This is a genomic window from Flammeovirga sp. SJP92 (genome assembly GCF_001583495.1).
GTDB lineage: Bacteria > Bacteroidota > Bacteroidia > Cytophagales > Flammeovirgaceae > Flammeovirga.
Genome location: NZ_LQAQ01000120.1, coordinates 75,641 through 92,832, shown reverse-complemented (window position 1 = coordinate 92,832; position 17,192 = coordinate 75,641). Strand labels below are relative to the sequence as shown.

At 35.3% G+C, this 17,192-nt stretch carries 9 protein-coding genes; 1 reads left to right on the top strand and 8 read right to left on the bottom strand.

Features of this window, described 5'->3' with window-relative positions; translation table 11 throughout:
* Positions 1-61: 61 nt before the first annotated feature.
* The 4 genes from bglX to AVL50_RS32015 form a co-directional block, all read right to left on the bottom strand.
* Positions 62-2,317, bottom strand: a complete 2,256-nt coding sequence (gene bglX / locus AVL50_RS32030; protein ID WP_063851039.1) for a beta-glucosidase BglX — start codon at positions 2,315-2,317, stop codon at positions 62-64.
* Between the two features lie 15 nt (positions 2,318-2,332).
* Positions 2,333-3,820, bottom strand: a complete 1,488-nt coding sequence (locus AVL50_RS32025; RefSeq protein WP_062622057.1) for a glycoside hydrolase family 30 beta sandwich domain-containing protein — start codon at positions 3,818-3,820, stop codon at positions 2,333-2,335.
* 314 nt (positions 3,821-4,134) lie between these two features.
* Entirely contained in the window at positions 4,135-4,362 is a 228-nt protein-coding gene (locus AVL50_RS32020) for a hypothetical protein (protein ID WP_062622055.1), read from the bottom strand.
* Between the two features lie 358 nt (positions 4,363-4,720).
* Positions 4,721-5,167, bottom strand: coding sequence for a hypothetical protein (locus AVL50_RS32015; RefSeq protein ID WP_062622053.1), 447 nt, complete (start codon positions 5,165-5,167; stop codon positions 4,721-4,723).
* A 593-nt stretch (positions 5,168-5,760) separates the two neighbouring features.
* Here AVL50_RS32015 and AVL50_RS32005 point away from each other — a divergent pair.
* A complete protein-coding gene (locus tag AVL50_RS32005) occupies positions 5,761-6,009 on the top strand; it encodes a hypothetical protein (RefSeq protein WP_062622050.1) in 249 nt (82 codons plus the stop codon).
* A gap of 263 nt (positions 6,010-6,272) precedes the next feature.
* Here AVL50_RS32005 and AVL50_RS33245 read toward each other — a convergent pair whose 3' ends face one another.
* The 4 genes from AVL50_RS33245 to AVL50_RS31990 form a co-directional block, all read right to left on the bottom strand.
* Positions 6,273-6,440, bottom strand: coding sequence for a hypothetical protein (locus AVL50_RS33245; protein WP_157491775.1), 168 nt, complete (start codon positions 6,438-6,440; stop codon positions 6,273-6,275).
* A gap of 593 nt (positions 6,441-7,033) precedes the next feature.
* A complete protein-coding gene (locus tag AVL50_RS32000) occupies positions 7,034-13,888 on the bottom strand; it encodes a S8 family serine peptidase (protein WP_062622048.1) in 6,855 nt (2,284 codons plus the stop codon).
* A gap of 210 nt (positions 13,889-14,098) precedes the next feature.
* The gene (locus AVL50_RS31995) at positions 14,099-14,866 is read right to left on the bottom strand and encodes a TrmB family transcriptional regulator (RefSeq protein WP_062622046.1); all 768 of its coding nucleotides are present in this window, start codon (positions 14,864-14,866) and stop codon (positions 14,099-14,101) included.
* Positions 14,867-15,187: 321 nt separating this feature from the next.
* Positions 15,188-17,098 carry a transglutaminase domain-containing protein gene (locus tag AVL50_RS31990; RefSeq protein WP_062622044.1) on the bottom strand — a complete coding sequence of 637 codons (1,911 nt, stop codon included), beginning with the start codon at positions 17,096-17,098 and terminating at the stop codon, positions 15,188-15,190.
* Positions 17,099-17,192 lie beyond the last annotated feature (94 nt).

The following is a 17,192-nucleotide window of genomic DNA, read 5'->3' as shown; positions in this document are numbered from 1 at the left end:
TTGTGCTTTTTTATGGGTAAAAAATTAAGGTAGCCTAACGAATAGTCTAGGCCTTTATCATCTATTGTTTAATTTCTTTTAAAGTAATGATCTCAGAATTGAGATTATCTGAAGCATTTCCAACGAAAATTTCGAACTTCCCTTTTTCTAATAATACATTGCCATTTTTATCATAGAAAGACAATTGATCATCTCCAATTTCAAAAGTAACGGACTTCTTCTCTCCTGGTTTTAGATATACCTTCTCAAAACCTTTTAACTCTAATTTTGGTCGCATATAAGAGGCTACTTTATCACGGATATACAATTGAACAACCTCTGCTCCTTCTTGTTTTCCTGTATTTTTCACTTCTACAGTAACCGTAATTTTATCTCCCTTAGTCAATTCCAAATTAGAAAAATCAGGTTTTGAAATAGTGAATGTAGTATAAGATAAACCATAGCCAAACGCATAAGCTGGCGTTACAGATACATCTAAATAATTATTGGTCAAGCCCACCGGATCAAGTGGTGTTCCCGTAGGAATTCCTAACATATCTGGATTGGCCGGACGTCCTGATTCGATGGATGAATAATAAATAGGCACCTGACCTAAAGTTCTTGGGAAAGTAACAGGCAGTTTTCCCGAAGGAGAAACTTTACCAGACACAACATCTAAAATAGCAGGGCCACCCATAGTTCCTGGATGCCATGCATAAAGGATTGCTTTCACTTTATTTTCAACAGCACCCAATGTCAGCGGTCTACCCGCTTGCACAACCAAAATGATATTTTTATCCGCTTCTGCTAATGCCGTGATTAATTCTTCTTGTGCTCCCGGCAAGTCGATAAATGCTCTACTGTGCCCTTCACCTGATAAAACGGCATCTTCACCTGCAAAAACAATAACGTCTTTCACCCCTTTCAAGGCCTCAATCGTAGATGAGATTTGTGCTGTATCATTCGATCTTGCACTTTTTAGTCCTTGAGCAAAAACAATTTGATCACCATACGCTTTTTGGAAGGCGTTCAATGGTGTTTCCACTTGATCAATCACCGCATCCAATGACCACGTTCCTACTTGTTCGGCTGGAGCATCTGCCAAAGGCCCTACAATGCCGATTTTCTGATGGTCTATTTTTAGAGGAAGTACATTTTCATTTTTCAATAAAACTAAACTTTCAATAGCCATTTTTTTTGCTTCTGCTTTATGGGTATCACTTAAAATTGCGGTATTCTTCGGTACCCCCTTGTAGTCTTTATCAAATAAACCTAATGCTACTTTTACCTTTAAAATATTCTTGACTGCATTGTTGACCACCTCTATATCCACTTCTCCGCTTTCTATCAATTCTTTCAAATGCTTTTGATAAGAAGTTGAAACCATTTCCATATCCAATTGAGATGAAGCTGATTGTAATGCTACATCTCGAAGGTTTTCGCTGTATCCTTGATTGATCATTTGTGACATCGATTCCCAATCACTCACCACAAATCCATCAAATTTCCATTGCTCTCTCAGCACTTCTTTTAATAAAAACTGATTAGCTGAAGCGGGTATTCCGTTGATGTCATTGAAAGCGGTCATAAAAGTACCTACTCCTGCGTCAACTGCTGCTTTGAATGGAGGTAAATAGGTGTTCCACAATTGATAATCTGGAATTGAAACAGCATTATAATCTTTACCATTTTCTGTGGCACCATAACCTATAAAATGTTTGGCACATGCCGCTATTCTTCCTTCCTCATCTGAAAGTTCATTGCCCTGGAAACCAACAACCATTGCCGCTCCCAATTCTGCTGTTAAATAAGGATCTTCCCCTAAAGATTCTGCTATTCTTCCCCATCGTGGGTCTCTACTGATATCAATCATTGGTGCAAAAGTCCAATTGATACCTTCATCGTAAGCTTCTTTGCCTGCAATGTTTGCACCTTTTTCTACTAAATCTCTATTCCATGAAGCCGCTTGTCCTAATGGAATTGGAAAGATCGTTTTGTATCCATGAATAACGTCTCTTCCAATAATCAATGGTATTTTATTAGGACTTTCCTTGGCTACAATTTTTTGAATTTTTTCAATGGCTTTAGGTGTACCTGCATTGAGGATTGATCCCACTCGGCCTTCTTTTATGGCCTCAATGACATAATCCGGTACATCATCTCCATTGGTGGAGGCAATTTGAATCATCTGTCCAATTTTCTCCTCTAATGTCAGTTGATTGAAGATTTCTTCCACTTTTTTATCTAGTTCGTTTTTATTTTGGGCAAAAAGCTGACTGCTAAGTGCAAGCACTGGCATGATAACCAGTGCTGCTACATATTTATTCACTCTATTCATACTCGTAATGTTGTTTTATTTATATAGCAATGTTTGAATGGCGTGTGCTGGAATTTCTGCATGAACTTCCTTTTCTCCCACAATAAAGTTGTATTTGATCGGCTCATCTGTTTCGTTCATCACAATTGTTGCCACAGATCCATCTTCATTTTGGAATGATGTACTGATCAAAGTACTACGGCTTGTGGTAGTGCTTACTCTTTTCGCTCCAGGAGTGATATATTTTGAGAAGTGGCCGATATAATAGTAAGAAGGAGTGTAGATCAGTTCACCTTTTGTAACATCTGCATGGATTGGAGCAAAGCATAAGTTGTTGACATGGTTAGGACCGCCAGTTTGATCCAGCAAGATATTCCAGTCTGTCCAGCCTACTGTACCTTGGTTGAAATCATTGATCATATTACGTCCATAACGCTCACCATTACTCCATCTCTGATAGTGCTTGGCATCAAACCCTTCTTGGCAACCCTCTGTGAATAAGATATTTTTATCAGGGAATGATTCTCTGATGTTCCCTAAGTTTCTTTGCATTTCTTCACCGCCAGTCCAGTTTTCATACCAGTGCATACCAATACCCCAAGCATATTTTGAAGCTTCAGGATCTTCAAAAATTACATTGGCTCTTTGAGAAATCAAATCACGGTTATGATCCCAAACTACAATATTTTTATCTGACATTCCTGCCTTTTCAAATGTAGGTCCTAAGTAATTCTTTAGAAAATCTCTTTCCTGCTCAGCAGTATAAATACACGACTCCCATTTTTGAGTAGCCATAGGCTCATTTTGGATCGTCACACCCCACATTGGAATACCTTGTTTCTCATATTCCTCAATAAATTTCACATAATAATTGGCCCATGATTGATAGAATTCTGGTTGAAGAGTTCCCCCTTTCAACATGTCTTTTTTACCTTTCATAAATGCTGGAGGCGACCATGGTGAAGCATATGTAGTCAATTGACCACCACTTGAGGCAATGGCTCTTTTCATCATTGGGATTCTGAACTCCAAATCATGCTTGATCGAAAATGTCTTTAATTCCTTATCACCTTCTTCAATATAAGTGTAAGAATAAGGAGAGAAATCACTACTGTGAATTGTTGTTCTTAAAAGAGAATATTTAATACCATCTTCAGTATAATATGCTTTGATTAATTCATCTTGCTTGTCTTTTGGCAATTTGGCCCAAACTTCAGCTGATGCATCTGTTATGGCACCGCCGATACCCATAAAAGTTTGAAATGATTTATTGGGGTTTACAAAAACTGAAACTTCATCTTCTCTTGGTTGGTCCGCTTTCTTAAAAGTTTCTTTTCCTGTTTCAGAAAGCCTATGCTTAGTATTTGAAGCAGTAGTTACAATTTTCACTTCCTTAAGAGCTAAAGGAGCTTTTACTTCCTCCACTGTTTTAGTTTCCTCATTTACCGCATTGGATTGAACACATGCTGTAAATACTACAGGAGCTATAATAGCCTTTAGAATATTGCTTATTTGCTTTTTCATATTAGACTTGATTCGTTTGATTTCTATTTTTCATTTCGTCTACAAATGTATAGAGGCCACTTCTTAATCCTCTTAAAACAAAGGCATAAATGAAGTCTACAATCAAAATTCTATAGTTTACATCAAGTCTACATAATTTTATAACCAACTGATTATCATATTATTAAATACAATAATCAGTATAAAATTAAAAACACATTTTTCAACTCAACTCGAAAATGAATAGAAGAGCATTTTTCTTTTTTCATTTAAGAGATGAAATATTACGCATAAAAAAAAGGAGATAAACTCCTTTTTAAAATTCTTTTTCGGTTTTAGAGGAAGGGCAATACTTCAATTCCTTCTTCAGTCAATATTATTTTAATGTCATCTTTCTCTTCCTTGGCTTCAATGAGACCGTTTCTACATAAAGTATGAGTGATTCTTTTCAACTCATGTATTGAAGCTGTTAGTCCTAATGTTTTGGCTAATACTAGTATGGAATGATAAGCCCCTGGTTCAAGAGCTTTTACAATCTGTAGAGATTTATATTGTATACTCATCACCTTATTTAGTTTATTTATTACTGGTACTAAAAGGCCCAAATGCTTGTTCTGACCTAGTTCTCTAAGTACTTATCTAAATAAACGTGCATTAACAAAAAAAGGATACACTCTCACCCCAACTTTCTCTTTAAAAATGAAAATTTAATCTTAAATATGTTATACAGGATTTTCTCTGAAATACAATTCGTTCAAATTCATACCATTATAGTCCGGTTGAAATTATCTTTATTAAAACTCGTTTGAAAAACCCCAATAAATTGATAATTTTGAAGTGCAATTGTACATTCAAGCGACGAAATCAAAGATTTTTTTGGCGATTTTGTCGCTAATGTATTTCTCCTACCAGCATTTCCTCTTATAATTTCTTTACCATCTTTTTATCTTTATTGAAATAAATGGCTTCTTGTTCTAGGTGAGCGTTTTTCTTAATCAATAAATAGGAGTCATCTTCAAATAAATATCTAATCGTTAGGTGATAATCTACAGCATATATCTGCAACTCAAAAGCCTCTTCTTCTAAAGGGTGTTGCACCGTTTGAATTAGGAATCTATAAAACTCTTCTTGCTTGTTGAAATCATCTTGTGGGTTAACTTCTACCTGATAGTTCAAATAGACTTCTTCTTTGCTGATATAAGCACCATCTTTAATAAAAAGAATAGAGTCATCTTCTGCTACCTCATATGTATTATACGTCGCTACAAAGTAATCAAGATAGCCTGTTGCTTCTGCATGATCTGACTGTGCATCAGCATTGAATGTATGTATAAAAAATAAAACAGAGAGAATGCATCTAATTATCATATTTCCAAGGAATTAGCTAACCATTATAACTAATCAATTCCATTCTCACGCTTTTAGTTCCCAATCTGGGTATTTTTACTTTTCTAATATGAATTACTAGAATTTGATTCATTTTTTTCAAGTTCAACCTCTGTAGTCATCTTTGAGTTATCCGAAAAAAACCATTCTGAAAGCATCGTACTATGCTTATCAATGTTCCACCCTAAACTTTGTTTGAGGGTTTCTCCTTCAAAAAATATCAATAAAATAATACTTGACAGTATTAAAAGAAAACGGCTGTTATGTTTCATAAGATTGTCGTATTTAAAAATTGGTTTTAAAATATAAACGAGTCATTTCACGAGTACTTGTATTAACATTACAATCAGCAGGTTATAAATGTTACCTCTGAGCTAAACAATACAATCAGTTCAACTTTTAGTACAACTATTTTGATGAAATTTGCATTGCATTTGGTAAATATTTTAAAACAATACTGTTAAATCTCTTATTTATTAGCAAATTCTTTTAAAAGTGACTTAACTCATTTTCCTAATTAAATATTAATGAATATTATTGTGGACACACTATTTATTGAAATTACCAAGTAAAACATGTCAACTGAATCTAAAATTACTAAACTATTAGCAGGTATTTGCCTTAACTACGGGACATCCCTTCAGACAATTGTCCGTCAATTTGGAATCAAAGCATCAACACCGGAACTGGAACAAATGATTGATGAGTTGCATGACAGAGGTTATGTACACTCTATCGAGAAGAGCCCAAAAGGTATTTTTGCCCAGATCACTTCCCTAGGTAACGAAAAAGCAAAAGACTTATTAGAATATGCTACGGCATAGACTACTGACTGCGGAAAAGGCACTATTTATTTAGTGCCTTTTTTTGATTCTTTGCCCATACAATATTTAGTGTCACTCATAAATTGATTTGAAAATTTCTCCGATAAATCAGCAGAATCTTCCTTAAGCCAATCCCAATACTGAGATATTCAACCTAATAAAATGCTATTTCTAAGCTTTCTTCCTCTTTTCATTTTGCCTATCAAATTATTTAAAATACAAGAGGAGCATTAACAAGGTGAAGGGTACTGCAAATCACTCTTCTAATAAACCTCTCCTTCTTCCCTAGCAGGGCAAAACTCTTTATGAGCCGGCTCACTTGCACAGTCTCCTAATTCCTCTAAGCATTGAGAACATATTACTGACTCACACTGTGAACAAGACGTTAAACCTAAGGCAATCATTCCAACAACAATTAAGATCTTTTTCATATTCTATTTATAATTAGGTAGTTTATGTAACAATGTTGTGTTACTATTTTAAAAAAAAGGAGTATTTACTCCCAAGCATTTATTATTTATATATTCCTGAATAGGATATAACCATATATACAGACACTTCTATCGCTAATGTGTAACACTGTATTATATTTTTATAACAAAGTATTTATTGAGTTTATTTATAGGTAGCTAACATTCAGGTTGCTAATGCTATTTAGACCTGATTTTCTTAACTTCTTAATAACACATTTTTGGAAAATTAATTTAAATGAGAGGTTATTAGTGTTTTATGTTCTCATTTCAAGCTTCATTTTAGTTTAGGGCTGAAAAAACGAAGCTAGGCTTTGAAATCAAAAGTTAAATTTCATTCCTTTCGGCTCAAGGATTTTAAACTCGCTACGTTTGAACATTAAAATCGGTATTCATGTAATTTTACAGAAAAAAAGCACCGAGATTAATCCCGGTGCTTCTTCTATTTTTAATTCTGTGACCCTGATTGGTGTCGTCCTTATTTCAATATTTCATGGTCTGATGAAAAGAAACCTTTCCACCAAACCATGATATTTTGTTCACAGAATACTTATTTATTTTTTCAATACTTTACCTGATACTTGAGAAGTACCATTGCTTACTTTGATCAAATAGAAACCATTTGGCATAGTTGAAAGGTTTACTTCTACAACATTTCCAGTATTTTGAATCTCTGATGATGACATCATTTGTCCTGTCAAGTTGTATACTTCAACTACAGAAGCGTTGTTAGAGAAAGTTGCTGGCAATTTCACCCATACTTTCGCTTTTGTAGGGTTAGGGAAAACTACCTTATCCAACTTATCTACATTCACTGATAATGGTGCTCCAACAACAGTTACTTTAAGCAAGCTTTCCACTTTAAGACCTGATTCGTTTTCCGCCACTACAATGATTTCAGAATCACCTAAGCTTGAACCTAACACTGTCAATTCGTTGTCATTCACCCAAGCTGTAGTAAATTGATCTGTACTCTTCACGTAGAAGATCATCTCTTCATCATCCAATGTCTCAAAATACTCATCAAGTAATAATACTGTCTCAGCACTTGGGTTCAATGAAAGTGAATCAAATTCCTGTACAACAACTGGAGCTACTTTAGTATCTACCACTTCCACTGAGAAGTCAATTACTTTCTTAGCACCCAATTCATCTTCGATCTCGAATGTTGGGAAGTATTCTCCACTCATCAAGTAAGTCGGTGACATTGTTAAGTATAAAGTGTCGTTTGACATATCGTAAGTGAAATCATCTGCGTTTGTAGCTTCGCTTACTGAGATTGAATGTCCTTCTTTATCAAGCATTGGAAGTGCCCAAGTGATGCTATCTCCTTCGTTGATGCTCAAAGCTGTTGAATCTGCAAAGTAAGGAGCCGCATTGTATTTGATGGCCGTTGGTACTTTGATTGTTTCTTTCAGCTTTTGATTATGACCAATGTAAAGGTAGCCTTCGTAATCACCCGTTTCAAATCTGTTCATTGACGTTGTGATTGAGATCTCCGTTGTATCTTTTGATGCAATAGATCCTGCTTTTGGAGTAATGTCCACCCACTCTTGACCGTAAGCATCCATAGCTCTCAACTTAATCGCGTAAGTATAATAGAAGTAGTTGCTTGATGACATCACTTCCCAGTTGTTACCGCCGTCTAGAGTGACAAAGTATTTACCAATCACTGAAGGTACGTTATAATCTACCGGCAAACGGAATTCTACATCTTGAGGTGCCATTACACGGATCACGAAAGTTTCACCGTCTTCGAAGAAAATTGGTTGATCTAAAGTGATGTTTTCCATTTCACCTGTCAATGAACTTGGGTAATACATTTGTGTTGTTAGAACCTCTTCCGACGTTGGTGAATCACCTTTTAATACTTCGAATTTCCAAGCTGAATCCGACTGCTTTACAAAGTAGTTGCTGATGTGCGTCAATGTAAATCCTTGGATATTGTTTACTTCAAACTTCGCTGCATAATGAACATCAAAGTCTAATGACCCTAAGTAACTCATTGGTTCTTCCGTTGGGAAGTCATATGAAATTGAATCCGAGAATGCATGCTTTTCAACGTGAACTGTTCTCATTGAGCTTACGCTAAGATTTTGTGCATTGAAATCAAATGCATCTAGCATTGCTAAAGATTCAAGTGTATTGTTTTCCAAAACAGCAGACGGTTCAGGAGATTCCACTTCCTCTTCTGGCTCTACTTTCATTGATTTCTCAACACCCCAACCGTATTTCGCAATTCCTAAAGTAACTGCATAATCCAATTCTTGCTCTAATCCTGCATTTAATAATGAGAAATTATAGATCGTTTCAGCACCTTCATTTACTAAGATGTCCAATGTATCAGTTCTTACTGTTTCTGCTAAATCATACTCAATAATAGCAGGCAATAAAGCGTCACCTTGAAGTGGCAGCAACATTTGTTCTCCGTTATCAAAATCCAATACTAATGTATCAACTACCATATCATTTGTATTTGCACCAAAAGCTACTGGCAATGCCAACTCACTGAATGCACCTACTAAGGTATCAATATCAAAGCTGAAAGATTGATCATGCAGTAATGAAGCTGTAACATTTACTGGTAAACTTCCTTCGTTTTTCAATACAAAGTCTAAAGATTGTGTCATCACAGTATCTTCAAGATACACTAACTGATCAAACAATAACGAATCTGCTTCTAAGCTTAATGCAGCTTCTCCTGTCACTGTAAGATTTACATCAGTAATAATTCTTGAATTTGAAGCATCGTTGTTATGTACAATTACTTGTCCTTCGTGCTCACCTACTGCTGTTTTGTTACCTACATATTGTAATGAGATTTCTTTAGAAGCTAAAGCAGGAACTTTTATCAATTCCGGTGCTTTAATTCTTAATGTTTTACCAAGAATTCTCGCTCTGTAATCTGCATTTGTTTCCATGTATTGCCAAGCATAATCACCTTCAATATTCTTCATACCAATATTTTGGTAAACGAATACGTTAGGTAAAGTTTTGTAGGCCATCACAATATCACCATTCTCATGCAATACCATTTGTAATGTAGTCATTGTTTCTGCCCCTAAAGATCCAGCACCTACGGCTACGTTTTTCTCGAATTGAATAATCAATCGATCTTCCTTCTCATACATGAAAATACCGCTTCCCTCAAGACTTGATGGTGTCATATTCATCCAGAATGCTGAGATAATACCTAAGTCCAATCCATTGTAGATACTACCCTCTGCAATATTATATACTGGTGGCGGGTTGTAAGTGAAGTCGCTTGGAGTTGTTTCAGGGTTAAAGCTGATCAACGCTGCAATTGACATTTGGAAACGGTCATAGTATTGACCATAGAATGGGAACTTAAAGTTTTCAAACTCATAAGCATAAACAAACTCAGGGTAGAACATTTCATAAGAAACATCTTTACCAACTGCTGAGATATCTTCCCATACAAGGCTATCTTCAATTTTATATTCGTAACCAAAACCATCAACACCTTCAAAGTCGAAGAATTCTTCTCCTTCTTGCATCATCCATTTTGGAGTAGACAAGCTGTAATATAAATCAAGATCTTCTGACTCGTTTGTCACTGTCAATGAAGTGGTTTGTCCTTCTTCACCGTAAGCAATTTGATCTGAAGTCACAAAGTTGCCAGTGTTTACGTCAATCGTAGGCGATGGTAATGCAGTTGCTTTTAAATTGATCTCATAAGGCTCATCGTTCAATGTGAATGTCATCACACCAGACAATTCTTCTACACCAGCAAAAGTTGCTTTCATGTTTAAGTTTACTTTGCCATTAGGACTGATAGAAGTTGGTACATAACCACTTACTGTAAATCCTGCAGGAAGATCACCCATTGAGAAAGTACCTTTTACATTACCTTTGTTTTCAATCGTTACGTATTTTGAAAGTGTAGCACCGTCAGTATAAATGATACTTCCAAAATCAACATCAGCGTCATACTCTGCTACTACTTCTCCAAGAAGTTCTACTTCAAATCGAACACTTGTTTTTCCAGCATCGTGTGTAGCATAAAGTGTCGTTGACTTTGTATTAGAATAAGCAATTTCGCCTTCTGTATCAATTGACACTTCCAAAGTGATAGACTCACCTGCATCAAGAGTGGCTCTTGAAGGAACAATGTCACTTACAAAACTTGTATAACCATCGTTTTCAATGCTTTCAAAAACAAACTCAGTCGCTTGATCACCTTCATTTGTCAATGTAAATTCAGCTGTTCTTGACTCACCAATTGTTACCGCATTATCACCAGTCCAGTCGATTGTTGATATGTCTGCAACGATTCTTGGTCCTACCACATGATTTACTGATAAAGGAATAGAAACGCCATAACCTTCAATTGATAATTCACCCTCTACGTTGATTACTTCAGATTTTGCTTTTGCACTAACTACAACTTCTATCTGCTCCCCTGCCTTTAATAAAGGAATTGTAGAAGGCGACACAGAGAAATAATCCTCATTAGAAACCGTCAATTGAATGTCCTCCGCTTCTGCCTTACCTTCATTTTTTAAGATAAAAGTTTGGTTGTCAGATTTATTCTCGAACAATGTTCCGAATGCAAACTCTTCAACACTTGGTACCAATTCTGGCTTATTACCTGTAACTGTAACATAGATATCTTTTGCTAACGGATATTGATTTGGATTTTCATGCGTCGCTACAATTTGTAATTTGTAAGTACCGTTTTTCCAATCTGTATCTCTTAAAGTAACATCCGTTCTCGCTTCTTCACCGTTGTTGATATCATGATATCTTGCACTGAAAGAAACCATATCGTTTTTCTTCTGTGCTTCATATGCTCTAATTTTAAATAACGATTTATGAGCGGAAGCATAATCAGTGTAATATCCGTGAGTACCTTTTCTTGCATACGATTTACCTCTGTCGCTGTATGATGCTTCATCTGCACCAAGCGGGAAGTAAATACCTTGAGGTGCTCCAATTGCAATCCAGAAAATTTCACCTGCTTTTACCTCTTTAGGCCAGAATGAAGTTTCTACCCATCCACCTCTTTGCTGATCTGTAACATAGAAGCTACTTGTTGCAACTGGCTGACCGAAAGGTTGATCTTCACCACCAATATACATGGCTACTGTAAATGGAACAGAAGCATACATTTCGTTGGAAAGTACAGCTCTTACAACACTAATTTCCATGTCTCTTTCCGCCACAAACTTGTTGGCATATTCCATTGCCGCACCCGTATGTCCTACCATGTAAGTAGGCAGAGGTTCTTGTTCATGATAAACAGAATCCATCTTTTTTGTACCTGGCAAGATGGTAATCTCATCTTCTATATCAATGCTTCCTCCATCACCTGGGATATCAGAAAAAGGCATTCTTGAAAATTCTTCAGAAGAAACAAATGGTAAATTATTTTCTACTGAAGCCGATGTTGATGCTACTCTTTGAGAGGATTGTCCGTCTTGTGAATAATCGAAATCATTGATCGTATACACAATTCTACTTGGCATTGTACCTGAATTGGTAATGGCTAAACTTGTAGAAGGGAATTCACCTGAAGCTACATCATATTGTAAATGAGGAACATCTTCAGTCACCCAAGACAATAGTGGAGTTTCTAATGTAGTCACTGTAAATACTTCAGACAACGGTGACTTATTTCCAAATTGATCAACCGCTTTAATAGCAATTGAATAAGTATTTGCTGGTGCTAAGCCTTCAATGATGTAATTGGCAAACGAATTAGCAGTGATTGCTTGGTATGAAATTACTTCAGCATTCGCTTCAAAATCTGCATTGTTAGTGAATTCACCTGTTGCTTTTAGGATCTCATAGTTCTTGATTGTTAAACCAAAATCATCTTTCACAAACATCCAACCAATTCTTGCAGTCGTAGAGTAAACATATTGGAAACCCCAATCTGATACTACCGGAGGCAATGCTCCTTTATCTTTTACCAATGAAGCATAAGCATCTAAACGGCCTTTACCCATTTTACCAACAAAAGTTGGATTAAGGTGATCAATATTTTCTGAATGATTAATTAATCTATCTCTAACTTGATCCGCTGTAATACTATAAGCATTATTGGAAGCGATCAATGCCGCTACACCTGCTACATGAGGTGCCGCCATTGAAGTACCTGAAATGACTTCATACTGTCCGTCAGGGAAAGTAGAGTAAATATCTGTACCTGGAGCTGCAATATCTACAGTTTCATTCCAATAAGATGAGTAGGCTTTCTTATCTGTATTATCTGTATTGGCCACACAAATTACCTCATCCATTGTGGATGGGAAAGATGACGCTGGACGTGTATAAATACCATTATGAGCACCATAGTTACCTGCTGCAAAAATAGCAACACCACCATCTACTGGACCTACAACATTACCATCTGCATCTTTACCTGCGTTTTCAATAAAGTAACGGATTGTCTCTTTTTGCAATTCAGATTCCATGCCACCACCCCATGAGTTATTGGTGATAACGGAACCCATATCTGCCGCATAAATAAAAGCTTCTTCAAAACCACCTACTGTAGTTGAGTTCAAGTAATTTGAGAATACCTGTAATGACATCATTCTTACACCATCTTCTGGCTTAGAACCACCGGCTACACCTGACACACCGATACCATTATTGTTTTCTGCGGCAATAGTACCCGCAACGTGTGTACCGTGGTAATGAGGAATAATTGTAGGCATATTATCAGCATAGTTCCAGCCATAATAATCATCCACATAACCGTTGCCATCATCATCAATACCGTTACCTGGGATTTCTCCCGTGTTGATCCATAATCTGTTGATCAAATCAGGATGGTTTACATCAATACCACCATCAATTACACCAACAACCACGTCTGGAGTACCTGTTTCGATCTCCCACGCTTTCAATAAGTTGATATCAGCACCGGGCGTTCCCCATGACTGTCCAAAATTGTGATAATGCCATTGGTTGTTGAAGAATGGATCATTAGGAGCTTCGCTCATTGTATCAAAAAGACTGTATTCTCTTTTTGGTTCAGCAAATTCCACCATTTCCAAAGCTTCATAAGCAGACAATAACTCTTGAATTTCGTTTAATGAGTCCGTTTGGATTTCGTACCATTGGTGAAATCCATAAGCTTGGTGTCTTGCTTCAAATTTTCCTGCGTCACGGAAAACTCTTTTGATGTTTGTAGTATGAAACTTATCATTTAATTGGTCAAAATTTCTAAAGCCAGTAGCATTAATTGGCAATTCGTTTTTTGTAATCTTGGCTACTTGCTCTTCTAAAAAGTTAACATTGCCTTGTTTCACCTTAATTCTAATTACCCCCTTGGTAATTACATTGTTGTCCTGTGCGTGTATTGAAGTTTGAAAAAATAGGCAACACACTGCCATCAAACTCAACCACAGTTTAGTTCGAGTAACTAAGTTCATCATGTTCAAATAATAATCAGAAATGAATTGGTTGAAAAAAATTTAAAAACCTATTATAATTTTGACAATATGTCTCCACTATAAATGAGTTCATTTATATATAAAGCATAAAAAATTGCGTAAGTCAGCAAGAGAACAATATAGTTCTTTACTATGAGATGAAGATGTTGTAGTTCAACAATACTAGCACACTTTTGTATTGTTGAGTGAAATCTAAACTACGTCTGCTTTTTCCCAATAAAGATTGAATAAATCATACATAGATGTTGCGAAATCCTTGTCATCAACACTTAATGCCATATTTAATGACATTCCAGCTCCTCCATGCAGTAGAATAAGCACATATTGAAAATCCACCATCAACATTTTAAAAGGCAAGGATTCAACCATTTTCACGTCTTCTCCTTTTGATTTAAAATAATTGGCCAGCTTCTTTATCGATGCTTGATCCTCACCAGGAGGCAGTTCGTAAATCCCCTTAAACTCTACTCCACTGTTAATAGAATCCTCCTCTGATGGATTTACATTTTCAAGTTCATTGATGTCCACCGTATACGGTGCTTTTGAAAAACCAACACCCATCTTTTTAGCTAATCGAAATAAACGATAATATTCTTCGAGTATTTCAGTCTTATTGGTTATAGTTTTAAAAACAGTAGCGGTATTAGACTGAGTTTGTAAAAATTTGTCTTCTAGTTCTGTACTTAACTTTTGTAATGCTTTTTCTTTTTGTAAATATTCGTCCCTAACTCTTGCAAATGCAGAATTAGGAGAGTTTAGTGCGTAAATCTTTGGACGGTCTTTTATTAATCTACAAAATCCTTTATCGGTCAGTGCATCCATAAAGGCATAAAGTTTTGATGTAGGGATTGAAGTTGCCCTAGAAATTTCTGTAACAGACAATTCCCCTTTCTCTAATAAGAGCTTGTAAATCTTCAGTTCTTGATGAGAAAATCCTATGTTTAATAATAAGCTATCCATAACTACTACCAAAAGTAGTACCTTTTGAAAAAGTATGCAAGAATTCGTGAAATTATTTTAAAAACAAAATATACAATTGCATATTATCTTAATATCAGTTCTTTATTTTAAAGAAATCATTCATTATTGATCTAAAAAAATGTGCTTTAGTACTTCAATCTTTCTACTACTTATTTTAGTAGAAGGTCTTTTTTACTTATTAATCTTAATAAAAGTTTACGTTTTTCTTTAAATTCAAGAATAAAAAAACTCAACCTGAACTAACTGTCAGATTGAGTTTTGCTATTGCATTGATTTTATGATTCGAAAACTTTACGTTTTCTAATTATAATTCCCTTGCTTCTTTAAGGTTTTGATTTCACTCAAATCATCATAAACGGACTGAGTGATTTCATCACAGAATTTTTTCTCTTTGGCTTCCCTCTTCGCAATTGATTCAATTTTCTCTTTTCTAAACTCAGATTTAATCTTCAGAATATCTCTGATGATTTTTTTCTGTCTTAGCAACTCTTCATTCTCATCTTGCATCGCTTCATTATTCCAAACCATCATTTTGTAATCCTCACGTTTCTCTAGTGTTTGATTGTAAAATACTTCGCGGAGGGCTTCGTTGATTTTATCATACTCCTTTTTATAGGTCACATCTGCGTTAGACATAATATAAAGACCGCGATAAAGGTTCAATTTAGTATTCAATTGCTTTTTAAGTTCTGAAGTATTTTTAGAAAGTTCTGTATTATTTAATACAATCTCTTTTTCAATCGTTTTTAAAGATTTCACCAATACATCAATACTATTGTCTACTCTTGTAATCTGACTTGATTGATGCCCTAATACTTGCAATGTCACATCTACTTGCAATAACAATTTGAATTGCTGTAAGTAACTTGTCTGAGAATAATTCAATGATTTTTTGACAAGAATCTGTTCTCTCCTCTTATCCTGTAGGATTTTGTTGATAGATTCTAGATTGGCAATTTTCAATTCAATTTCCTGAATAATAGAATCTGCTTCTTCAATTTGCTGTTTTGTAACTTTAAAATAAAGAGGATCTTCAGCTACTTTTCTTCTTGGCTTTTTAAGTGAACTATAATGTTTCTTGGATACTTTTTCTTCAAAGTGATTCAGGTTGGCCTGCAGGTTTTTTAACTGCAATTCCTTTTTCGCAATGTTATTTTTATCCAAAGAAAAACGTTCTATATATTTTGCTCTTTTGGCAATCGGCACACCGATATTATGTCTTATCCACAGGCTTAATGCTTCTTTTTCAATTTTAGAATATAATGAAACATTACTGCTGTAAGACAAGGCCGAAGAAGCCGCCTCATGATAATAGATCTGTTTTTTCTGGAAGAATAAGTTCTTTTCTTTTTGAGTCGCCTTGACATCAAAAACTAAGCTTTTTCCTTTTTCTAAACTCGATACCGCCAACTGTCTGTGATTTTTGGTATTGTGTGCGAAGGCATTTTTTGAACTTTCGTACAAATAATCTGAGCAATGTAATTTTACATACTCATCCAAAATCTCATTCTGAAGCTTGGCTTTATCCACTTTTGAGAAGTCATTCTGAATGAACTCCTTCGAGGTAATGCTATTTTCCAGCAATTGCCAATTAGGATCAGCAGGAAAATGTGTTTTTATCAAATCCTGAGGTAACGGACAAAAATACGTCTCTGCTTCTTTGCCGTTTTTAATTTCATAGTTCACAGAATTGCCGTCAATATCAAAAGTCAACTTCTTCAGACGCCCATAGTTACTGCCCCACAAACAATCCACCAGATACCAATTGTTGTCAATCAATATGGCATTCCAATAATGATTAGGCTGATAGAGTACTTTAATAATAGGTTTATTCTCTGTGAAAGTATACCCTACAATCTGCTTGCTGACCACGCCAGACCTATGACATAGAGAATCAAATAAGTTAGAAAACTCCTGTGAAGTACCTCTTTTTCGCTTGAGTACCTGCTGTAAAGTATAACTTTTTGATTTATACCTTTCTTCTAGAATAAAGTTGTTCGTTATCCAATCATAAATATTTTTTGCTTTTTTATAATCAGACTTAGCGTTGGATGTTAAGAATTTACTTAACTGATTTACGGATTGTTCAGCATATTTCGGTACATAAATAGAAGTTGTTTTATTATCCTGTGCAAATACTCTAATACTGCTTGACGATAATATTAATGCTAATAGTAATAAAATTTTGATGATAGATCGAGAGTAGTTCATAAATAGACAATAGTTGCCCAAATGCTAATTGTTAAAGCATGGACATTTTTAATTTAATTAATAGTTCAAAAAGTAATTACTTGATAATTTCAGA